20 protein-coding genes and 1 other RNA gene are annotated in these 20,184 nt (G+C 65.7%); 13 read left to right on the top strand and 8 right to left on the bottom strand.

Features of this window, described 5'->3' with window-relative positions:
• The first annotated feature begins 163 nt into the window (after window positions 1–163).
• Both oleD and J7396_RS05660 read left to right on the top strand, forming a co-directional pair.
• Window positions 164–1,174, top strand: coding sequence for a 2-alkyl-3-oxoalkanoate reductase (gene oleD, locus J7396_RS05665; protein ID WP_008572201.1), 1,011 nt, complete (start codon window positions 164–166; stop codon window positions 1,172–1,174).
• 64 nt (window positions 1,175–1,238) lie between these two features.
• On the top strand, window positions 1,239–1,397 hold the full coding sequence (locus tag J7396_RS05660) for a DUF1328 domain-containing protein (RefSeq protein ID WP_003468167.1): 159 nt from the start codon (window positions 1,239–1,241) through the stop codon (window positions 1,395–1,397).
• Window positions 1,398–1,585: 188 nt separating this feature from the next.
• Here J7396_RS05660 and ddlA read toward each other — a convergent pair whose 3' ends face one another.
• Window positions 1,586–2,689 (bottom strand): D-alanine--D-alanine ligase, encoded by a 1,104-nt coding sequence (gene ddlA / locus J7396_RS05655; protein ID WP_109290521.1) that lies wholly within the window; start codon window positions 2,687–2,689, stop codon window positions 1,586–1,588.
• Window positions 2,690–2,923: 234 nt separating this feature from the next.
• Between ddlA and J7396_RS05650 the strand changes: the two genes are divergently transcribed.
• From J7396_RS05650 to J7396_RS05635, 4 genes are all read left to right on the top strand, one after another.
• Window positions 2,924–3,568, top strand: coding sequence for an SCP2 sterol-binding domain-containing protein (locus J7396_RS05650; RefSeq protein WP_014089017.1), 645 nt, complete (start codon window positions 2,924–2,926; stop codon window positions 3,566–3,568).
• Complete coding sequence (ubiB, locus tag J7396_RS05645; RefSeq protein ID WP_209261124.1) at window positions 3,565–5,238, top strand: ubiquinone biosynthesis regulatory protein kinase UbiB; 1,674 nt, start codon at window positions 3,565–3,567, stop codon at window positions 5,236–5,238. Before J7396_RS05650 ends, ubiB begins: the two co-directional genes overlap by 4 nt.
• A gap of 9 nt (window positions 5,239–5,247) precedes the next feature.
• Complete coding sequence (locus J7396_RS05640; protein WP_209261123.1) at window positions 5,248–5,751, top strand: cupin domain-containing protein; 504 nt, start codon at window positions 5,248–5,250, stop codon at window positions 5,749–5,751.
• Window positions 5,752–6,011: 260 nt separating this feature from the next.
• The gene (locus J7396_RS05635) at window positions 6,012–6,764 is read left to right on the top strand and encodes a pseudouridine synthase (RefSeq protein ID WP_122273476.1); all 753 of its coding nucleotides are present in this window, start codon (window positions 6,012–6,014) and stop codon (window positions 6,762–6,764) included.
• Between the two features lie 176 nt (window positions 6,765–6,940).
• On the opposite strand, the gene J7396_RS05630 is transcribed toward J7396_RS05635, so the two are convergent.
• The gene (locus J7396_RS05630) at window positions 6,941–7,519 is read right to left on the bottom strand and encodes a DUF2059 domain-containing protein (protein WP_057681362.1); all 579 of its coding nucleotides are present in this window, start codon (window positions 7,517–7,519) and stop codon (window positions 6,941–6,943) included.
• Window positions 7,520–7,574: 55 nt separating this feature from the next.
• Here J7396_RS05630 and arfB point away from each other — a divergent pair, with 55 nt between their 5' ends.
• The 4 genes from arfB to dcp all read left to right on the top strand — a co-directional run bounded on the left by arfB (window position 7,575) and on the right by dcp (window position 12,035).
• The gene (arfB, locus tag J7396_RS05625) at window positions 7,575–8,006 is read left to right on the top strand and encodes an alternative ribosome rescue aminoacyl-tRNA hydrolase ArfB (RefSeq protein ID WP_005912264.1); all 432 of its coding nucleotides are present in this window, start codon (window positions 7,575–7,577) and stop codon (window positions 8,004–8,006) included.
• Between the two features lie 2 nt (window positions 8,007–8,008).
• The gene (locus J7396_RS05620) at window positions 8,009–8,638 is read left to right on the top strand and encodes a lysophosphatidylcholine acyltransferase (RefSeq protein ID WP_031420683.1); all 630 of its coding nucleotides are present in this window, start codon (window positions 8,009–8,011) and stop codon (window positions 8,636–8,638) included.
• Between the two features lie 88 nt (window positions 8,639–8,726).
• Window positions 8,727–9,743 (top strand): isoaspartyl peptidase/L-asparaginase, encoded by a 1,017-nt coding sequence (locus J7396_RS05615; RefSeq protein ID WP_011345966.1) that lies wholly within the window; start codon window positions 8,727–8,729, stop codon window positions 9,741–9,743.
• Window positions 9,744–9,851: 108 nt separating this feature from the next.
• On the top strand, window positions 9,852–12,035 hold the full coding sequence (dcp, locus tag J7396_RS05610; RefSeq protein ID WP_122272091.1) for a peptidyl-dipeptidase Dcp: 2,184 nt from the start codon (window positions 9,852–9,854) through the stop codon (window positions 12,033–12,035).
• Between the two features lie 394 nt (window positions 12,036–12,429).
• Here the strand turns inward: dcp and J7396_RS05605 are convergent, their stop codons facing one another.
• Entirely contained in the window at window positions 12,430–13,485 is a 1,056-nt protein-coding gene (locus J7396_RS05605) for an MBL fold metallo-hydrolase (RefSeq protein ID WP_209261122.1), read from the bottom strand.
• Here J7396_RS05605 and J7396_RS05600 point away from each other — a divergent pair.
• Both J7396_RS05600 and J7396_RS05595 read left to right on the top strand, forming a co-directional pair.
• Complete coding sequence (locus tag J7396_RS05600; protein ID WP_209261187.1) at window positions 13,484–13,705, top strand: hypothetical protein; 222 nt, start codon at window positions 13,484–13,486, stop codon at window positions 13,703–13,705. The two genes, J7396_RS05605 and J7396_RS05600, sit on opposite strands and share 2 nt — an antisense overlap.
• Window positions 13,706–13,714: 9 nt before the next feature.
• Window positions 13,715–14,347 (top strand): TetR/AcrR family transcriptional regulator, encoded by a 633-nt coding sequence (locus J7396_RS05595; RefSeq protein ID WP_008572236.1) that lies wholly within the window; start codon window positions 13,715–13,717, stop codon window positions 14,345–14,347.
• 20 nt (window positions 14,348–14,367) lie between these two features.
• Here the strand turns inward: J7396_RS05595 and J7396_RS05590 are convergent.
• From J7396_RS05590 to J7396_RS05570, 5 genes are all read right to left on the bottom strand, one after another.
• Window positions 14,368–14,444: non-coding RNA, sX9 sRNA (locus tag J7396_RS05590), on the bottom strand.
• A gap of 63 nt (window positions 14,445–14,507) precedes the next feature.
• A complete protein-coding gene (locus J7396_RS05585) occupies window positions 14,508–14,855 on the bottom strand; it encodes a VOC family protein (protein ID WP_014089024.1) in 348 nt (115 codons plus the stop codon).
• A gap of 68 nt (window positions 14,856–14,923) precedes the next feature.
• On the bottom strand, window positions 14,924–15,652 hold the full coding sequence (locus J7396_RS05580; protein WP_209261121.1) for a helix-turn-helix domain-containing protein: 729 nt from the start codon (window positions 15,650–15,652) through the stop codon (window positions 14,924–14,926).
• A gap of 144 nt (window positions 15,653–15,796) precedes the next feature.
• Entirely contained in the window at window positions 15,797–17,059 is a 1,263-nt protein-coding gene (locus tag J7396_RS05575; protein ID WP_011345972.1) for a cation:proton antiporter, read from the bottom strand.
• Between the two features lie 352 nt (window positions 17,060–17,411).
• Complete coding sequence (locus tag J7396_RS05570; protein WP_008572246.1) at window positions 17,412–18,368, bottom strand: LysR family transcriptional regulator; 957 nt, start codon at window positions 18,366–18,368, stop codon at window positions 17,412–17,414.
• 118 nt (window positions 18,369–18,486) lie between these two features.
• On the opposite strand from J7396_RS05570, the gene aceB reads away from it, so the two are divergent.
• Complete coding sequence (gene aceB / locus J7396_RS05565; protein ID WP_008572247.1) at window positions 18,487–20,103, top strand: malate synthase A; 1,617 nt, start codon at window positions 18,487–18,489, stop codon at window positions 20,101–20,103.
• The last annotated feature ends 81 nt before the right edge of the window (window positions 20,104–20,184 follow it).

Below are 20,184 nucleotides of genomic sequence, written 5' to 3'. Positions count from 1 at the left end.
CGATTCCGATCACCGCACCCACCCGCCCGCCAGGGATTAGGCGCAGTGTCTGTTGGTCGCTGCGGCCCTCGACGGCAGCCTGCACGGCCGCGCGTCGACGCAAGATCGCCAAGTCGGGTGTGGCCGGCTATGGTGTCGTCCCTCAGAGGCGAGGTGTGGTGCGATGAAGGTATTGGTGACCGGTGGTGGCGGCTTTCTTGGCCAGGCGTTGTGCCGCGGCCTGCGCGCGCGTGGGCACGAGGTGGTGAGCTTCCAGCGCGGCGATTACCCGGTGCTGCAACGCCTGGGCGTGGGCCAGATCCGCGGCGACCTGGCCGACCCGCAGGCGGTGCGGCATGCCTTCGCCGGTATCGATGCGGTGTTCCACAATGCCGCCAAGGCCGGCGCATGGGGCAGTTACGACAGCTATCACCAGGCCAATGTGGTGGGCACGCAGAACGTGATCGAGGCCTGTCGCGCCAATGGCGTGCCGCGGTTGATCTATACCTCCACGCCCAGCGTCACCCATCGCGCCACCAACCCGGTGGAAGGACTCGGTGCCGACGAAGTGCCGTATGGCGAGAATCTGCGCGCCGCCTACGCGGCAACCAAGGCCATTGCCGAGCGTGCAGTGCTGGCCGCCAACGATGCCCAGTTGGCGACAGTGGCGCTGCGACCGCGCCTGATCTGGGGTCCGGGCGACAATCACTTGTTGCCGCGCCTGGCCGCGCGTGCGCGTGCCGGGCGGCTGCGCATGGTCGGCGATGGCAGCAATCTGGTCGACAGCACGTACATCGACAACGCCGCGCAGGCGCATTTCGATGCGTTCGAGCACCTTGCCGTGGGCGCTGCCTGCGCAGGCAAGGCGTACTTCATTTCCAATGGCGAACCGCTGCCGATGCGCGAGTTGCTCAATCGTTTGCTGGCTGCGGTGGACGCGCCGGCAGTCACGCGCTCGCTGTCATTCAACACCGCCTACCGCATCGGCGCCGTGTGCGAAACGCTATGGCCACTGTTGCGTCTGCCAGGCGAGGTGCCGTTGACGCGTTTTCTGGTGGAACAGCTGTGTACGCCGCATTGGTACAGCATGGAGCCGGCACGTCGCGACTTCGGCTATGTACCGCGCATCAGCATCGAAGAAGGCCTGCAACGGCTGCGATCCTCATCTTCCAACGACATCGCCATCACCGGATAAAGACCGGCATATCCACAAGATACGTCTGCGCCGATTCGGCACGACAACTTCTGGATACCTTGCCATGCTGCATTACGCCATCATCTTTTTCGTCATCGCCATCATCGCTGCTGTGCTGGGCTTTAGCGGTATCGCCGGTGCGGCGACCAACATCGCCTGGATCCTGTTCGTGGTGTTCCTGATCCTGGCAGTGATCTCGATGTTCCGTCGCGGCAAGGTATAACGCTTAGCTGCGATACGTCACGGCAGCGGCGCTGCCGGTTGGCGCTCACAGGGCCCGCTTCCGCAAGGATGCGGGCCCTGTGCGTTGTGGCCGGAGATGCGCGCATTTTGAATGTGCAATGGTGGTTACAAGCGCGGCGTCGTGGTCGTGGTCGCGCGCTTGTATGCGATGTAACGGCGGCAGCGCTATCAAGGCAATTGGACCGCACTGCGCAGTAATTGGTCGCCGGCATGCCGTTCTAGTGCAAGCTCGATCAACCGCGTGATCAGGCTGCGATAGTCCAGCCCGCTTGCCTGCCATAATTTCGGATACATGCTGATGCGGGTGAAGCCCGGCAGCGTGTTGACCTCGTTGATCACGATGCGTCCATCGGCGCACAGGAAGACATCCACCCGTGCCAGGCCTGCACAGTCCAGCGCCTGGTAAGCCTGCACCGCGATTTGCTGGATGCGCTGCTGGGTCCGCGCATCGATGTCGGCCGGGATCACGATCTCCGCGCCGTGTTCGCTGATGTATTTGGTCTGGTACGAATAGAACGCGTCGTGCACTACCACCTCGCCGCAGACGCTGGCCTGGGGTGTGGCATTGCCCAACACGGCACATTCGATTTCGCGCCCGGCAATGGCCGCTTCCACCAACACCTTGTGGTCGTAGGCCAAGGCCAAGGCGAGTGCAGCGGCGAACTGATCGGCGCTGCGCACCTGGCTGACGCCGACCGACGAGCCCTGGTTGGCCGGTTTGACGAACAGCGGCAAGCCAAACTGCGCGATCAACGCCTCTACATCGGCCATCGCGGCGGTGTGGCGGTTGAAGCAGACGAACGGCGCCACCGCCAGCCCGGCATCGCGCAACACGCGCTTGGCCATGTCCTTGTCCATCGCGACCGCCGAGCCCAGTACGCCGGAGCCCACGAAGGGCAGGTTGGCCATGCGCAGCAGCCCCTGCAGCGAGCCGTCCTCGCCCAGGGTGCCGTGCACGATAGGGAACACCACATCGATCTGCGCCAGCGCCTGCTCCGGCTGGATCGGCCGCACCTGCTGCTGTTGCGCGCCCGGCAGCAGCGCTACGCCGCGCCCGCTACGATGCAGCGCAATGCGCGCCGGGTCGTCGGCATGCAGCAGGAAGCTGTCGGGGTCGTTGACGTGCCACTGGCCTTGCTTGTCGATACCGATCAGCACCGGCTCGAAGCGTTGCGGGTCTAGTGCATCCAGGATATTGCGCGCCGATTGCAACGAGACCTCGTGCTCGGCCGATTTGCCACCGAAGATGAGGCCGACCCGAATCATGCGCATTGCCTGCTCCTGCCATTGGAAGTGGACAGGATGCCTGTGGCGTATGCGCTGAAGGAAGTCGTGCTGCAGCCAACCATGGCGAACAACGCCGGCGTGCCCGATGCGCCTGACCATGCGCCGCGGTGCCCGGCAACCTGCCGTCGCAACGACCGCACGACCGCCGTACCGACAGCCGGCGCACGTGCCACACCGCCGTCGGGCAGCTGCGACATGCAGGGGCGGTAGAATGCGGGCATGCCCGGATCACTCTTCAATTCCCTCAAGCCGCTCGCCGGCCAGGCCCTGCAGGCAGCGCTCAACCGTGCGCTGGCGCTGGACCCGGATACCCGCGACGCCCTGCTGCCGCTGGAAGGCCAGCGCATCGCGCTGACCCTGGAGGCGCCCGCGCTGGCCCTGCAGATCCGCGTGCACGAGCGCCGGTTGCTGGTCGGCCCGGTCGATCAGGCACAGGAACCTGACCTGGCGGTGCGCAGCAGCCTGGCCGGCTTGCTCGGGCAACTGCCGCTGCTGGCCAACGCACGTCGCACCGGCGCGCCGGCCGGTCGGCTCAAGGTTTCCGGCGACGCCGAACTGGCGCGCCAGCTGCAGCAACTGGCCGGCCGCTTCGACCCGGATTGGCAGTTGCCGTTCGTTACGGTGTTCGGCGACATCCTGGGCGTGCAGATCGCCGGCGCGGTGCGCGCAGCGCTGCAGCAGGCACGTCGCAGTGCGGTGAATCTGGCGCAGAGCGCGGCCGAATTCGTCACCGAAGAATCGCGCGATGTGGTGCCACGCGCCGAGCTCGAGGCTTTCCATGACGACGTGGACGAGCTACGCGATGACGTCGAACGGCTGGCCGCGCGCGTGCGCCGCCTGCGTGCGAGCGGAGGCACGGCATGAAGGCGATCCTGCGGGCAAGCCGCATCGGCCGGGTGATCCTGCGCTATCGCCTGGATGCCTTGCTGGAAGGCACCCCGGCCGAGCGCTGGTTGCGTTTGGCCAAGCCCTTCGTGCCGCGTGCCAGCGCCGAAATCGCCGCGCAATCGCGCGGTGCGCGGCTGCGCCTGGCGCTACAGGAGCTGGGGCCGATCTTCGTCAAGTTCGGGCAGATTCTGTCCACCCGGCGCGATCTGATTCCGGCCGACGTGGCCGAAGAACTCACCTTGCTGCAGGACCGGGTCAAGCCGTTCGATGGCCAGGCCGCGCGCCTGATCGTCGAAGCCGCACTCGGCCTGCCGGTCAGCGTGGCGTTTGCCAGCTTCGATACCGTGCCGCTGGCCTCGGCGTCGATCGCGCAGGTGCATGCGGCCACGTTGCCGCCCGATGCCAACGGCGTGCGCCGCGAAGTGGTGGTCAAGGTGCTGCGTCCGGACATCGAACGCCAGATCGATGCCGATATCGCGTTGCTGCACTCGCTGGCCACTTTGGTCGAGCGCACCCACCCGCGTGCCGACAAGATCCGTCCGCGTGAAGTGGTGGCCGAGATCGAAGGCACGCTGGCCGCCGAACTGGACCTGCAGCGCGAAGGCGCCAACGCCAGCGTATTGCGCCGGTTCTGGGAAGGCTCGGACGATCTGTACGTGCCGGAAGTGATCTGGTCGCACACCGCCGAGCGCGCGCTCACGCTGGAGCGCGTGTACGGCATTCCATCCGACGACATCGCCAAGCTCGATGCGGCGGGCATCGATCGCAAGGCGCTCGCGGCCAAGGGCGTACGCGTGTTCTACACCCAGGTATTTCGCGACAACTTCTTCCATGCCGATGCGCACGCCGGCAACATCTGGGTCGATTCGGACCCGGAACGCCGGCTCAATCCGCGCTTCATTGCGCTGGATTTCGGCATCATGGGCCAGCTCTCGCAGGAAGATCAGTACTACCTGGCCGAGAACTTCATGGCGATCTTCCACAAGGATTACCGCCGCATGGCCGAGTTGCACGTGGAGGCCGGCTGGATGCCCAGCAACGTGCGCATCGACGAACTGGAAGCGGCCGCGCGCTCGGTATGCGAGCCGTATTTCACCCGGCCGTTGTCGGAGATTTCGCTGGCGCAGGTGCTGATCAAATTGTTCCGCGTGGCGCAGCGCTATGAGTTGACCCTGCAGCCGCAGCTGATCTTGCTGCAAAAAACGCTGCTCAATATCGAAGGCGTGGGCCGGCAGCTGGACCCCAAGCTGGATATCTGGGCGGTGGCGCGACCGGTGCTCGAACGCATCCTGCGCGAGCGTTACAGCCCGCGCCGCGTGCTGCGCGAACTGGGCAAGCGGTTGCCGGAGATCATGACCCATGCGCCGGACATGCCGCGCCTGGTGCACAGCTGGCTGAAGCAGCAGGTGGAAGGCCGCCATCAGATCGCCATCCGCTCGCCCGAACTGCTCGCCCTGGACCTGAGCCTGCGCAAGCTGCAGACCCGCGTGGTGACCGCCATCACCGGCAGCGGGTTACTGGTGGTCGCGGCCGTGCTCTATGGACTGCATCCGGATGGTTGGTACCTGGGCACGGTGCCGGTGTGGAGCTGGATCAGCGGCGGCGCCGGTTCGGCCGCGCTGCTGGTCGCCTGGTTGCGGCGATAGGGGACGACCATGCCCGACGCAACCGATACCTTGGACGCAAGCACATCCGTAGCGGCGATTGCGGCGCTGGATGCGCCACCGCGCACGCAAGAATCCAGCTATCCGCCGGTGTTCGCCGCGCAGATGGGCGGCCGCCAGAAGCGCGCACTGGGCGAGGTGTTCGGGCTGCGCAACTTCGGCGTCAACCTGACCACGCTGGCGCCGGGTGCACGTTCGGCGCTGCGGCACGGGCATTCGCAGCAGGACGAATTCGTCTACATCGTCAGCGGCGCGCCCAGCCTGATCACCAACGCCGGCGAGCAGTTGCTGCAGCCGGGCATGTGCGTTGGCTTCCGCGCCGGTGAGGGCGATGCGCATTGCCTGATCAATCGCAGCCAGACGGTGGTGACGTACCTGGAAGTGGGCGACCGCAGTGCCGGCGATTGCGTGACCTATCCGGACGATGACCTGATGCTGGTCCCCGTGGCGGACGGGCGGCGCGCGTACCGGCACAAGGACGGCACACCCTACTGAGCGCGCCGGTGGTGGTCCATCTGTTGGCGTTGCACGATGGCGCAACACGCCGCGATACGCGCATCCGTCTGCTGCCCTGACGCTGGCGTGGTTCGGGCAAGTGAGGCGTGAAGCAGCCACCCATGCAGCGGGCAGGCATCAGTTGCGTGTGGAGCGCGCAGCAATTGCACCGTGCGAGCGGTCCAGGCCGCAGCCATTGCCGTGCGCGTGGCCTGGTGACAGAACAGTTGCGGTGTTCGCCGCTCGGCAGCAGCGATGCAGTGGCATGCGGTGTCGGCGATGCGGATAATCCGCCGGTGAGCATATCCCCCAAGCATCTGCAGATTCTCTACCAGGACGATGTCCTGGCCGTCGTCGACAAACCCGCCGGCCTGATGGTCCATGACAGCAAGCTGGCGCGTGGGGAGGACGACTTCCTGGCCGACCGTCTGCGCGAGCAGCTGGGCAAGCCGATCTTTCTGGTGCACCGGCTCGACCGCGCCACCAGCGGCTGCCTGCTGCTGGCCTTCGATCGCGACAGCGCCAGTGCGCTGGGCAAGGCCTTGATGGCGGGCGAGGTGGAGAAAGATTATCTCACCGTCTGTCGCGGCTGGCCGGCCGAGGAGCGCTTCATCGTCGACCATGACCTGGACGGCGGGCCGGGCAAGCCGGTCAAGAAGCCGGCCGTGACGCATTTCCAGCGTCTGGCCACCGGCGAGCTGGAGATCCCTTCCACCGGGTTCACCACCTCGCGCTACGCACTGCTGCGCTGTCAGCCGCAGACCGGCCGCTTCCGGCAGATTCGCCGGCATATGAAGCACCTGTCCCATCACATGATCGGCGACACCAGCCACGGCGACGGCCGCCACAACCGCAGTTTCCGCATGCTCGGCATCCACCGCATGTTGCTGCACGCCGAACGCCTGGAATTTCCGCATCCGGGCGATGGCCGGCGCATCAGCATCACCGCGCCGCTGGATGCGGAGTTCACCAAGGCGTGTGTGTTGTTTGGTTGGGACGTGGCGCAGTTGTAGGTGGCGCCACCGCTGTCGCGCGGGAGCGCCCTGATCGTCCTACGGGGGAGGGGCGCCACAGAGGCGGATGAGGGCGCGCGCTCAGCCCGCCTGGTCAACGCGCATGCCACTCTCCGCTAACTCAAAGCCCCAGCAAAGCAAGCTCTGACGATTCCCCATTTCCCATTCCCCGCCTCTCAGGGCTTCTTGGCCGGCGCAGGTTCGTTGACGATCTTCTCCAGGTCCTTCTGCAGGTCGGCAAACAGCGGCAGCATCCTTTGCTGGATGGCGCCCATCAGGTTCTGGGTCAGGGCCGGGGTCTTGTCGAGCAGGCTCTGGCCGGCCGAGCTCTCGTAGAACTCGGCCATGGCCAGCACGTCCTCGCGCGAGAACGAGCGCTTGTAGATATCCACATACATCGGGCGCAGTTCCGACCACGACAGCGCCTTGCGCACGGTCTGGCGGGTGCGTTCCTGGATGCGCTGCAGCTGTGCCTGTTGGTCGGGGTCGAGCTGGCGCTGTGCGGTGAGCTGGGCGAATTGCTGCTGCTGCAGTGCTTCGATCTGCGGCAGCATCGTATCCAGCATGGTCTGCGCGCGCGAGGCGGCCAGCAGGCGGTTGATGTCGGCATCGCTGGGCGCCTGCGCCAATGCCGCCGGGGCAGCCACGGCCAGCAGGGCCGACAGCAGCAGCCGGCACGCAAGGTGGCGCGTGGCAGTGAGCGAATGGGTAGGTGTCATCGGAGCATCCTGCAAACGGGGGACCGGCCGCAGCATACGGGAGCCGGCGTTCGCGCGCGCGTCCACGCCGCTGCCGATACAATCGGCGCACATGGCCAGCGACCCGATCCAGATCACCCCCAGCCTGACGATTCCGCCGAGCGAACTCGTCGAACGCTTCGTGCGTGCCAGCGGCGCCGGCGGGCAGAACGTCAACAAGGTCTCCACCGCGGTGGAGCTGCGTTTCGACGTGGCTGGGTCGCCGTCGCTGCCCGAGCCGCTGCGGGCGCGGCTGCTGTCGCGGCGCGACCGCCGCATGACGGCCGACGGCGTGCTGGTGATCGACGCGCAGCGCTTCCGCACCCAAGACCGCAACCGCGACGATGCGCGCGAGCGGCTGGTCGAAATCATCAGTGCGTGCCTGTCGGTGCCCAAGCGCCGGGTCGCCACCAAACCGAGTCATGGTGCCAAGCTGCGGCGGCTGGATGCCAAGCGGGAACGCAGCCAAATCAAGCGTGGACGCTCTGCGTCCCACTGGGAGTAAGCGTGAGTCAACCCGACCCGTCGTTGCCACCGGTAACACAGGCCAACATCCTGCTGCAGCCATCTCCGCCCCGGATGCCGCGTGCCCATGGCCGCTTCATCCGCTGGCTGGGCCGTACCGCCTTGCGCGTGACCGGCTGGCGCCTGCTCGGGCGGCTGCCCGACGAGCCCAAGCTGGTCATGATCGTGGCCCCGCATTCGTCCAACTGGGACGGCTTTTTGGGCTTTGCGGCCAAGTTCGCGCTGGGCTTCGAAGTGCGCGTGCTGGGCAAGGCGCAGCTGTTCTGGTGGCCGCTGGGCCCGCTGCTGCGCAAGCTCGGCGGCATTCCGCTGGACCGCAGCTCGCCACAGGGCACCATCGGCCAGGCGGTGCGGCTGATCCGTAACTCCGAGCAGATGTGGTACGTGATCACCCCCGAAGGCACGCGCAAGCGGGTGGAACAGTGGAAGGCCGGCTTCTGGAAGATCGCCTCCGATGCCAAGGTGCCGATCCTGCCGGTGTATTTCGACTACCCCAGCAAGACCGTTGGCATCGGCGAGCCGTTCTGGACCGGTAACGACATGGCCGCCGATATCGCCGCCATCCGCACCTGGTACCGGCCGTGGCGCGGCAAGCATCGCGATACGTTGTGAGTGGCGTGGCGCGCGGTTGAAGGATCGTCGGCGTTGGTTGGTGAACCGGTGCGCCTGTCGTCGAATATGCATTCCATCGAGGCACTTCATGATCGCTAGGTACGCACGCGCGTTGTGTCTGTCGCTTTCTCTGCTGCTCATCGCCGGCCCGGCGCTGTCGGCCACGCCGATGCTGGTGATCCATGGTGGTGCGGGCGTGGAGAAATCCAGCCTTTCCAAGGACGAGCAGGCGCAGGCGCGCGAGGCGATGCAACGCGCACTGCGCGCCGGGCACGCGGTGTTGAACCGCGGTGGCAGTGCGGTGGATGCAGTGGCCGCCACCATCATCGTGCTGGAGGACGCACCGCAGTTCAATGCGGGGCGTGGTGCGGTGTTTACCCACGACGGCAGGAACGAACTGGACGCGGCCATCATGGACGGCGCCAGCGGCAAGGCCGGCGCGATTGCCGGCGTGCACACGGTCAAGAACCCGATCCAGCTGGCACGCCGCGTGATGGACCACTCCAGGCACGTCATGCTGGTCGGCAACGGCGCCGAGCAATTCGCGCGCGAGCAAGGCATCGCCCTGGTCGACCCCAGCTATTTCCGCACCGACAAGCGCTGGCAGCAGCTGCAGAAGGCGCTCAAGGCCGAGGCCGGCGACCGCCAGGCGCAGGCGCAGCTGGACCTGGAAACCGCCAAGCATTTCGGCACGGTCGGTGCGCTGGCGCTGGACCGCGACGGCCATCTGGCCGCTGGCACCTCCACCGGCGGCATGACCAACAAGCGCTATGGCCGCGTGGGCGATGCGCCGATCATCGGCGCCGGCACCTATGCCAACAGCCAATGCGCGGTGTCGGGCACCGGCTGGGGCGAGTTCTACATCCGCGCCGTGGCGGCCTACGACATCTGCGCGCGCATGAAATACGCCGGACAATCGCTGCAGCAGGCGGCCGAGACCGTGATCGACCAGCAGATCCCAAAGGCCGGCGGCGACGGCGGCGCCATCGCGCTGGATGCACAGGGCAACCTGGCGTTTCCCTTCAATACCGAGGGCATGTACCGCGGCTGGATCGGTGCCGACGGCACCCCGCATGTGGCGATTTTCAAGGACGAGACGCTGTAGCGCCGCCATCCCCAACCGCGTCCGTCGACCCAATCCAACGGCACATGCCAGCGGGCGCGAAACCCGCTAGCGTGGCCGGCTGCACTACCCACTCAGGAATCACACGCCATGTCGCGTACCGTCGTTCTGGCCGCTGCCATCACCTTGGCACTGGCTGCTTGTTCTGGAAAAGAGTCGTCCGGCCAGGAGTCCACCACCGTGACCGAGAAAACCGCCCCGGCCCCGGCCGCGGATGCTGCATCCAACCCCTTGCTGACTGCCAGCACGCTGCCGTTCCAGGCGCCGCCGTTCGACAAGATCAAGGACGCCGATTACCTGCCGGCGTTCGAAGAAGGCATGCGCCAGCATCTGGCCGACATCCGCAAGATCGCCGATAACCCCCAAGCGCCCACCTTCGACAACACCATCGAAGCGATGGAGCGTGGTGGCGAAACGCTTACGCGCGTGTCGCGCATCTTCTTCGGGCTAGTGCAGGCCGATACCAGCGACGCACGCCAGAAAATCCAGGAAGAGATCGCGCCCAAGCTGGCCGCGCATCAGGACGAGATCAATCTGGACCCCAAACTCTTCGCACGCGTCAAAACCATTTACGACCAGCGCGACACGCTGAATCTGGACCCGGAGCAGAAGCGTCTGGTCGAGCGCGACTACGAAGAGCTGGTACGCGCCGGCGCGCAGCTGTCCGATGCCGACAAGGACAGCCTGCGCAAGCTCAACGTGGAAGAAACCACCCTCTCCACGCAGTTCCATACCCGCCTGGTCGCCGCCTCGGCCGCCGGCGCGGTAGTGGTGGACGACAAGGCCAAGCTCGATGGCCTGAGCGAAGGCGATATCGCCGCCGCGGCCGATGCCGCCAAGGCCCGCAAGCTCGATGGCAAGTATCTGCTCACCCTGCAGAACACCACCCAGCAGCCGGTGCTGGCCTCGCTGAAGGATCGCCAGCTGCGTGCCGAGGTGTTGAAGGCCTCTGAAACGCGCGCAGAAAAGGGCGATGCCAACGACACCCGCCAGACCATCCAGCGCCTGGCGCAGCTGCGCGCGCAAAAGGCCAAGTTGCTCGGCTTCGACAACTACGCCGCCTACAGCCTGGGCGACCAGATGGCCAAGACGCCGGATGCTGCGCTCAAGCTGCTGACCGACACCGTGCCGGCCGCCACCGCCAAGGCGCGCCGCGAAGTGGCCGAGATGCAGAAGGTGATCGACACGCAGAGTGCTGATGCAAAGACCGGCGATTTCAAGCTCGCCGCGTCCGATTGGGACTTCTACGCCGAGCAGGTGCGCAAGGCCAAGTACGACCTGGACGAGGCGCAGATCAAGCCGTATTTCGAGCTGGACAACGTGCTGCAGAACGGCGTCTTCTACGCCGCCACGCAGCTGTACGGCATCACCTTCAAGCAACGCACCGACATCCCGACCTATCACGCGGATATGAAGGTGTATGAGGTGTTCGATGCCGACGGCACTTCCATGGCGCTGTTCTACACCGACTACTTCAAGCGCGACAGCAAGTCCGGTGGCGCGTGGATGGACGTGTTCGTCGAGCAGGATGGCCTTACCGGTGCCAAGCCGGTGGTCTACAACGTGTGCAACTTCACCAAGCCGGCCGCCGGCCAGCCGGCGTTGCTGAGCTTTGACGACGTCACCACCTTGTTCCATGAGTTCGGCCATGCGCTGCACGGCATGTTCTCCAAGGTGAAGTACCCCTCGATTGCCGGCACCAGCACCTCGCGCGACTTCGTGGAATTCCCCTCGCAGTTCAACGAGCACTGGGCCTCCGATCCGAAGGTCTTCGCCCACTACGCCAAGCACTACCAGACCGGCGCGCCGATGCCGGCCGAGCTGGTGGAAAAGATCAAGAAGGCCAAGACCTTCAACAGCGGCTACGCCACCACCGAATACCTGTCGGCAGCGCTGCTGGATCTGGCCTGGCACACCCAGCCGGCCGACGCGCCGCTGCAGGACGTGAGCAAGTTCGAAGCCGACGCCCTGAAGCGCTTCAAGGTGGATCTGGCCGAAGTGCCGCCGCGTTATCGCAGCAGCTACTTCGACCACATCTGGGGCGGCGGTTATTCGGCCGGGTACTACGCGTACTTCTGGTCGGAAGTGCTCGACGACGATGCGTTCGAATGGTTCAAGGAAAACGGCGGCCTGACCCGCAAGAACGGCGACACCTTCCGCGCCAAGATCCTCTCGCGCGGCAACACCGTCGATCTGGCCACGCTGTATCGCGATTTCCGCGGCAAGGACCCCAGCGTCAAGGCGCTGCTGGAAAACCGTGGATTGACCGAGTAAGCGTGTGCTGCGTAGGCGATGTTTGCATGCGAAGGCATGCATGCCTGGCCAGTGCTGAGCAATCAAGACGGGATGGCCACGTGCCATCCCGTTTTTTGTTTGTGCGCATGTACGCGCTACATGACGGTATTGCCACTTTCAGGATCAGCATTCAGTTTTTAACGCACCGTGCCCGGGTACGTGCCACGTCATGCCGGTCGTATCCGCATGCCTGCCGCTGCAGTGCGAGACGCGCAGATCGAGACACGTGGCAGTGGCACTCGCGATGTCGAAGAGACCGACCTTGCCGATCTTTGCGTCGCGCTGTGCACGCGGTCACCAGGGCGTCGACAAGCATCACACGCACCATGGCGTAGCCACACCCGACACCCACGCCGGCCGCGCAGCCGGCCATTTACGGCGTAGCCACCACTCCATCCGACGCAGTGGCCGCAGCGTCCTGCCGCCACCAACGCACGCGGTTGCCGGGGGCATTCAAGTCCACGCGCTCGCCTATGCACGGGGTGATCAGTGCGACACCAGCAGAGTCGGCCAGCGCCACGATCCGGTCCAGCGGCTCCTGCCACGCGTGCATGGCCAGATCGAAGGTGCCGTTGTGGATCGGCAGCAGGCTACGGCCGCCGACGTCGATGAACGCCTGCAAGGTCTGCTCCGGCTGCATATGCACGTGCGGCCACATGTGGTCGTAGGCGCCGTTTTCGATCAATGCGACATCGAACGGCCCGAGCTGCTCGCCGATGGTCTTGAAGTGCGGGCCATAGCCGCCGTCGCCGCTGAAGAACAAACGCAGGTCACCTGACTGGATCACCCAGGAACACCACAGCGTGCGTCCATTGTCGAACAGCCCGCGGCCGGAAAAATGTTGCGACGGGGTGGCGGTGAGCTGCAGGCCGGCAATGCTGATCGACTCCCACCAATCCAGCTGCCGCACCTTGGCCGGGTCCACGCCCCAGCGCACCAGCAGGTCGCCCACGCCCAACGGGGCCACAAACACGCCGACACGGTCGGCCAGCGCAGCGATGGTGGCGCGGTCGAGATGGTCGTAGTGGTCATGCGACAGGATCACCCCAGCCAGCGGCGGCAGCGCGTCCAGCGCAATCGGCGGGGCGTGGAAGCGCTTGGGTCCGGCGAACGGCACCGGCGAGGCGCGTTTGGAAAACACCGGGTCGGTCAGCCACAGCCCGCCCGCCAGCTTCATCAGCAGGGTGGAATGGCCCAGCCGGTACAGGCTGCGATCCGGTGCGGCCAGCAGTTGCGCGCGTGTCAGCGGCTGCACCGGCAAGGGCGCGGAGGGCACCGTGGTGCGGGGCTTGCCGAATACCATGGCCCACATCAGGCCGAGCTGCTCGCGCAGGGTCATGACGGTGGTCGGCAACGGCATCGCATTACGGAAGCGGCCAGCGCGAAACTGCGGCGAATCGACATACGGGGAAGGGCGTGGGGAAGCCATAGGAAGTCCGGGCAAGACGTGGGAGAGCAGAAGGACGAGCGATCAGGCAACGGCGATGCAGCAAGCACTGGGTGGACCTGGCGTCAGGATCGGCATGGACGGGCGTACAGGCAGCTTCCTACAGACCAACGGCGGCGGGGTGACAACCGCACAGCGCACCAGCACTGATTACACTACACAGTGTAGTTTTATTTTAGTGAAAGTAAACTACCCGGTGTAAAATCGCCCGATGTCGACCGCATCTTCCTCTCCGGCCACGCCCCAGCGCCTGACCGACCGCAAGCGCAACGCCATCGTCGAGGCCGCCATTGCCCAATTCCGGCAGCACGGCTTCGAAGCGACCAGCATGGACCGCGTGGCCGCCACCGCCGGCGTTTCCAAACGCACGGTCTACAACCACTTCCCCAGCAAGGACGCCTTGTTTGGCGAGATCTTGCGCGGACTGTGGCAACGCAGCGCCGAGGCGGTGAACCTGGCCTATCGGCCCGACCAACCGCTGCACCTGCAGTTGATCGCCCTGCTGCAACAGAAACTGCGGCTGTTGGACGACCCGGCGTTCATCGATCTGTCGCGCGTGGCCATCGCCGAAGGCATCCACTCGCCGGCGCGTGCGCGCGAATTGTTGTCGCAGCTGGGCAGCAAGGAAGAGGGCACCACCGCCTGGCTGCGTGCCGCACTGGCCGATGGCCGGCTGGCAGGCGTAGAGCCTGAATTCGCCGCGCAGCAGTTGCAGGCGCTGGTGAAGGGCTTTGCGTTCTGGCCGCAGATCACCATGGGCCAGCCGCCGCTGTCGCCGCAGCAACAGACGCAGGTGGCCGAATCGGCGGTGGCGATGTTCCTGGGGCTGTACGCGCGCAAATAAGCGCGGGCAGCCCGTTCATTTGCTAACAAGGCGTAGCGAGTATTCGTCAGGTGAGCGCAGCCGGCGCACGCACAGACGCAGCGGACGAGTGGGACGTGCCCCGATTTCGCGCACCGGCCGCGCCGCCTGGCGGCGCGCGCAGCCGTTTTGGCAGCTGCGCTTAGTCTTTCGACCACACTGCCAAGGGATAGCCGTGCGGGTCGGCAAAGTGAAAACGGCGCCCGCCCGGGAACGCGAACACCGGTTGGGTGATGCGTCCACCTGCCGCTTCGATACGCGCCTGGCTGCGCGCCAGATCATCGGAGGCGAGCACCACCAGCGCGCCACCCGGTTGCGGCGTGCCGTGGAAGAAACCGCCGCTCAGGCGGCCGTCGCGGAATTCGCAGTAGTCAGGGCCGTAGTCCTGAAATGTCCAGCCGAAGGCCTGCCCATAAAAAGCTTTGGCGACGGCGATCGAGTCGACGGCAAATTCCAGATAATCGATGCGGTGCTGCGTGGTGTCGATCATGGCGTGCTCCTGAGCGAGTGCACAGCATGCAGATGGCGCACGCCGGTGGCTTGGCGAAAACGGCCAACTCAGCGTGCATACTGCTGCACCAGTGCGCGCGGACTCAGCCCTGTGAGTTGACGTGCATCGCGCACCAGATGCGGCGCATCGCCGTAGCCTGCATGCAGCGCGGCCTCGGTCAAGTTGCGGTGCCTTCGCACGATCCGAAGGAAGCGCTGCAGGCGCAAGACGCGCTCCAGCGTCTTGCTGCCATAGCCGAACGCGTCCTGACAGCGGCGGCGCAGCGAGCGCTCGCTGATTCCCAACGCGTCGGTCAACGCGCTTAGCCGGGTCGGCGCGCCGACGGTCAGTTGTTCGAACAGCCAAGCCATCTGCGGATCGCGCGCTGCGGCGTGCTGTTGGCACAGTGCCTGCAAGGTCTGTAACGGGTCGGCGCCGTCTTCCAGGCGATGCTGCCATGTGCGGCCCCGCTCGCCCCACAGCGTTTCCAGCGCAACGCGTTGGTCGGCAATGGCGTGTAACGGCAGCTGCAGCAGACCGGCTGCCACGCCCGCTGCCAGACGGACACCAGTCAACGTCGTGCCTGCCGCCACCGATGCGGGATTGGCAATGCGATCCGGCCCGGCGACGAATACTTCGCTGCCGTTCCAGATCAGATCGACGCTGCCATCGGGCAACACCAGCACCGGTTGCGGCGCGGGACCGCCCTGGCGAAATTGCCAACTGCACTGCAGCTGCGCGCGTAACGCAGGCGGTGCCGCGCTTTCGGCATAACATGGCTCAGCTGGGTCGGACATGACGGCACTCTGCGTGAGAGCGGATGCGGGCGTGTGCAGTGCCGCAACGTGGAGCGCGCCATGATTCAATGGCATGCACTGCACGGCAGCCCAGTTGCATGCACGGTATCGGGCCTGACGCGGCACCGCAGCACCATCGCGCCCTCATCCGTGAGGTGAATTGCTTGCGGCCAGCGCATCGGCTGCTGCGTGCCGTTTGCGCTGGAACCAGGCCACCATCGGCGAGGCCATGACCGTGGTCACCAGCGTCATGCCGAACAACAGCGTAAACAGATCCGGCCCGATCACGCCGCTATCCAGGCCGATCTTGATCACCACCAACTCCATCAGCCCGCGTGCGTTCATCAGCGAGCCCACGGTAAGACTGTCGCGCCAGTGATGGCCGCTCAGGCGCGCACCCAGCGTGCAGCCGAGCAACTTGCCGCCCACCGCCACCCCGATCACCAGCACAAGTCCGCTCAGGCCGGCGCCGGCGAATGCGCCAGGGCTGGTGGCTTGACCGGCAACCGCAAACAGCACCGGCATCAGCAGGGTGATGGCCAGCGGCTCGATACGCCCGGCCAGATGTTCCAGCAGGCGGTCATCGCGCGGCAGGCAAATGCCGAACAGGAATGCACCGAAGATCGCATGCAGCCCGATCCACTCCGCCAGCGCGGCGCACGCCAGCAGACCGATCAAGACCCATACCAGCGCGCTCGGTGCATACCGGCCGTCATGCGCGCGTGCGCGCAGCACGCGCGCATAGGCAGGCTTGAGCACACCGAACACGGCGGCGATCAAGACCAACGCACCGATGGCCGTGAACGCCACGCCGCCATGCGCGTTGTTGCCGGTCAAGGTCAGCACGATCGCCAGGAAGATCCATACCGTGGCGTCGTCGATCACGGCCGCGCCCAGCGCCAGGCGGCCGGCGGGCGTCCGCGTCATGTTGCGGTCCTTGAGGATGCGCGCCAGCACCGGAAATGCCGTTACCGACATCGCCGCGGCAATGAACAGCGCGAATGGCCAGAAGCTGACGCCTTGCGGTGCGAAGCGCGGGAACAGCCACGGCGCGGCAGCCAGTCCGAGCAGCAGCGGCAACACGATGCCGGACACGCCCACCAGGATCGAGGCGCGCACTTGCGCCTTGGTGCCTTCCGGCGCACGCAATTCGACACCGACCACGAACATGAAAAGCACCACGCCCATCGTGGCCAGGCCGGACAGCGGCGGCAGGCTTCTGGCGGCGAACAACGCCATGTGCAGGTCGGGCAGCCAGGCACCGAATGCGATCGGACCGAGCAACAACCCGGCCGCCATTTCGCCGATGACCGGCGGCTGCCCAATGCGTTGCAGCAACGCACCGCACAGGCGCGCAGCGCCCAGGATCACTGCCAACTGCACCAGCAACAACGTGGTCGGATTCATCGCGTGAGCATCCCAGTGGTTGAGTCGGCTCAGCCGCGCGTCCTGCAGGGCATCGGCAAGTTCCCCCAATCGACGACACGGCGATGCGCGGCATGCCGGCGCTTAGTGTATGCGTGGCGACGCGCTGCGATCAGGTTGGTGATCAACGCGCGCAGGCAATGCGTCCTGACGTGAGGGGTAGATGGTCCGATGCAGGTCACGGCATCTTGTCGCGTTCGCTCGCATTACTGCACGGCACACACGTTTGGCGCGCTTGATCCAGCGTCTTCCGGCGGATGCGCGTGATGGATGGCGCGACGCGTGCTCGCATGGCCGCAATGCCAGACGATGACGTCGGGCTATGGCGAACGACTCAACGCTCCGAATCGCCGCTCTCGTCATAGCCACGCGGCGTGAACAGATCCGGCTGAATCAGCTCGATAAACGCGCGTGCTTGCGGCGACAGATACTTGCCCTTGCGCACCACCACGCCGTAGCTGCGGGTCGGGAAAAAATCCTTCAGCGAGCGCGTGGCCAGCTTGTCGCGGTCGGCGTCGGTGAGGCAGATCGCAGTGACGATGGAAATACCCATGCCCATCGCCACGTATTGCTTGATCACCTCCCAGCCGCCCACCTCCAGTGCCACGGTGTAGGGCACGCGCGCCTGCTGAAAGACCAGATCGACCAGGCGGTAGGTCACCTGCCGGCGCGGCGGCAGGATCAATGGATATGGCGACAGATCCTGCAGCGAGACCTCGGCCTTGCCGGCCAATGGATGATCGGGCGGGGTGATCAGCAATTGCTCGAAACGGTAGACCGGCGCGTAGTTGAGGTCGGCCGGCACATCCAGCATCGAGCCAACCGCCAGATCCACTTCATCTTCGCGCAGCAGGTCGGTGCCATCGGCGCTGATGGCGTTGTGCAGGGTCAGCCGCACGTCCGGGTGGCGCGCCCGGAAGTTGGCCACGATGCGCGGCAGCAGGTACAGGATGGTGGAACTGTTGGCGGCGATATTGAGCTCGCCGGCATCCAGCCCGCGCACCTTTTCGCGAAAGCTCGCTTCCAGCCCATCCAGGCTTTCCACCAGCGGTTGCGCCATGTCGTACAGCAACTGACCTTCGCGGCTGGGTGCCATGCGTCGCCCGGAGCGTTCGAACAACGGCACGCCCAGATCACGCTCCAGTGCCTGCAACTGCAGGGTCACGGCCGGCTGGCTGACATAGAGCGCCTCAGCGGCCCGTGAGACAGAGCCCAGCCGCACCGTCTGGCAGAATGCGCGTAACGGTTTGAGGCGATCAGATTTGTAGGAAAATCGCGGGGTTGGCGCCATGAGCGTGCGTTGCGCTGGTCTAATATAAGTCGAGCTTATTTACAGCATTGATAAAACTGCTTTGTCAAATAGTTGTATCGGGCGCACGGTGCAGTTCCGGATGCACAAGGACCCCCACATGGCTGCCACCGCGTTTGCTCCCCGTCCCACCGACCACGCCACGCCCGGCATTGCGCTGACCACCCAGATCGCCGGCCAGGCGGAGCTGCTGCCGGCCGCTGCGCTGGCCCTGCTGGTTTCGCTGCACCGGGCGATCGAGCCCGGCCGCCAGCAGCGTCTGGCCCAGCGGCGCCAGCGCCAGGCCGCTTTCGATGCCGGTCAGCTGCCGGACTTCCGTACCGATACCCAGGCCATCCGCGCCGGCGATTGGCGCGTGGCTCCCCTGCCGGCGGCACTGCAGGACCGCCGTGTCGAAATCACCGGCCCGACCGACCCGAAGATGGTCATCAACGCGCTGAACTCCGGCGCCAAGGTGTTCATGGCCGACTTCGAAGATTCCACCGCGCCGACCTGGCGCAACCTGCTGGCCGGCCAGCGCACCCTGGCTGCGGCGGTGCGCGGTGACCTCAGCTTCGATGCGCCCAACGGCAAGCACTACGCCCTGCGCCCGGAGGCCGAACGTGCAGTGCTGATCGTGCGCCCGCGCGGCTGGCACCTGGACGAAAAGCACGTGTTGATCGACGGCCAGCCGTTGGCCGGCGGCCTGTTCGATGCGGCGCTGTTTGCCTTCCACAATGGCCGTGCGTTGCTGGCCAAGGACCGCGGCCCGTACCTGTACCTGCCCAAGCTGCAGAGCATGGAAGAAGCCGCACTGTGGGACACCGCGCTGGCGCATATCGAAGCGATGCTGGGCCTGCCGCATGGGCAGATCAAGGTCACCGTGCTGATCGAAACGCTGCCGGCGGTGTTCGAGATGGACGAAATTCTCCACGCGCTGCGCGAGCGCATCGTGGGCCTGAACTGCGGGCGTTGGGACTATATCTTTTCCTACCTGAAAACCTTTCGGGCGCACCGCGACCGCGTGCTGCCCGAACGCGGCCAGGTCACCATGACCCAGCCATTTTTGAAGGCCTATTCGGAGCTGCTGATCAAGACCTGCCACCGCCGCGGTGCGCATGCGATGGGCGGCATGGCCGCGCAGATTCCGATCAATCACGATGAAGCCGCCAACGAACAGGCCATGGCTCGCGTGCGTGCCGACAAGTTGCGCGAAGTGACCGCCGGTCACGATGGCACCTGGGTGGCGCATCCGGCGCTGATTCCGGTGGCGATGAAACTGTTCGACGAACACATGCCCACCGCGCATCAGCAGCATGTAGTGCGCAATGACGTGCAGGTGACGCGCGACATGTTGATCGCGCCCTCGCCGGGCAATGTCACCCGCGCCGGGTTCGAAGGCAATGTCGAAGTGTGCGTGCGCTATCTGGCGGCCTGGCTGGACGGCAATGGCTGCGTGCCGATCCACCACCTGATGGAAGACGCCGCCACGGCCGAAATCAGCCGCGCGCAGCTGTGGCAGTGGTTGCATCACGGCCAGCACCTGGATGATGGCACCGCCATCGATCAACACTTGCTGCAGGCCACCTTGCGCGCACTGCCTGCACGGCTGGGAACCGCCACCGCGCTGCCCGGCGCTGCACGGATCGATGAAGCGATCGCCTTACTCGAAGAGTTGAGCCGCGCCGACGAACTGGCGGACTTCCTTACCGTACCGGCGTACCGCCTGATCGATTGATTTCACCCTGCGGCGACGCCTGCCACCGGCGTCGCGCAGGCTCCACTTCAACGCATTCCAACGCCCGTTGCGCACACGCGC

Source organism: Xanthomonas sp. A1809 (assembly GCF_017746015.1).
Taxonomy (GTDB): domain Bacteria; phylum Pseudomonadota; class Gammaproteobacteria; order Xanthomonadales; family Xanthomonadaceae; genus Xanthomonas; species Xanthomonas euvesicatoria.
This window is presented reverse-complemented; position numbering and strand designations above follow the sequence as displayed.

Excerpts from the sequence above, each read along its gene's own strand:
- oleD (WP_008572201.1), top strand. The coding sequence starts at position 164 with ATGAAGGTATTGGTGACCGGTGGTGGCGGCTTTCTTGGCCAGGCGTTG.
- J7396_RS05660 (WP_003468167.1), top strand. The coding sequence starts at position 1,239 with ATGCTGCATTACGCCATCATCTTTTTCGTCATCGCCATCATCGCTGCT.
- ddlA (WP_109290521.1), bottom strand. The coding sequence starts at position 2,689 with ATGCGCATGATTCGGGTCGGCCTCATCTTCGGTGGCAAATCGGCCGAG.
- J7396_RS05650 (WP_014089017.1), top strand. The coding sequence starts at position 2,924 with ATGCCCGGATCACTCTTCAATTCCCTCAAGCCGCTCGCCGGCCAGGCC.
- ubiB (WP_209261124.1), top strand. The coding sequence starts at position 3,565 with ATGAAGGCGATCCTGCGGGCAAGCCGCATCGGCCGGGTGATCCTGCGC.
- J7396_RS05640 (WP_209261123.1), top strand. The coding sequence starts at position 5,248 with ATGCCCGACGCAACCGATACCTTGGACGCAAGCACATCCGTAGCGGCG.
- J7396_RS05630 (WP_057681362.1), bottom strand. The coding sequence starts at position 7,519 with ATGCTGCGGCCGGTCCCCCGTTTGCAGGATGCTCCGATGACACCTACC.
- arfB (WP_005912264.1), top strand. The coding sequence starts at position 7,575 with ATGGCCAGCGACCCGATCCAGATCACCCCCAGCCTGACGATTCCGCCG.
- J7396_RS05615 (WP_011345966.1), top strand. The coding sequence starts at position 8,727 with ATGATCGCTAGGTACGCACGCGCGTTGTGTCTGTCGCTTTCTCTGCTG.
- dcp (WP_122272091.1), top strand. The coding sequence starts at position 9,852 with ATGTCGCGTACCGTCGTTCTGGCCGCTGCCATCACCTTGGCACTGGCT.
- J7396_RS05605 (WP_209261122.1), bottom strand. The coding sequence starts at position 13,485 with ATGGCTTCCCCACGCCCTTCCCCGTATGTCGATTCGCCGCAGTTTCGC.
- J7396_RS05595 (WP_008572236.1), top strand. The coding sequence starts at position 13,715 with ATGTCGACCGCATCTTCCTCTCCGGCCACGCCCCAGCGCCTGACCGAC.
- J7396_RS05585 (WP_014089024.1), bottom strand. The coding sequence starts at position 14,855 with ATGATCGACACCACGCAGCACCGCATCGATTATCTGGAATTTGCCGTC.
- J7396_RS05580 (WP_209261121.1), bottom strand. The coding sequence starts at position 15,652 with ATGTCCGACCCAGCTGAGCCATGTTATGCCGAAAGCGCGGCACCGCCT.
- J7396_RS05575 (WP_011345972.1), bottom strand. The coding sequence starts at position 17,059 with ATGAATCCGACCACGTTGTTGCTGGTGCAGTTGGCAGTGATCCTGGGC.
- J7396_RS05570 (WP_008572246.1), bottom strand. The coding sequence starts at position 18,368 with ATGGCGCCAACCCCGCGATTTTCCTACAAATCTGATCGCCTCAAACCG.
- aceB (WP_008572247.1), top strand. The coding sequence starts at position 18,487 with ATGGCTGCCACCGCGTTTGCTCCCCGTCCCACCGACCACGCCACGCCC.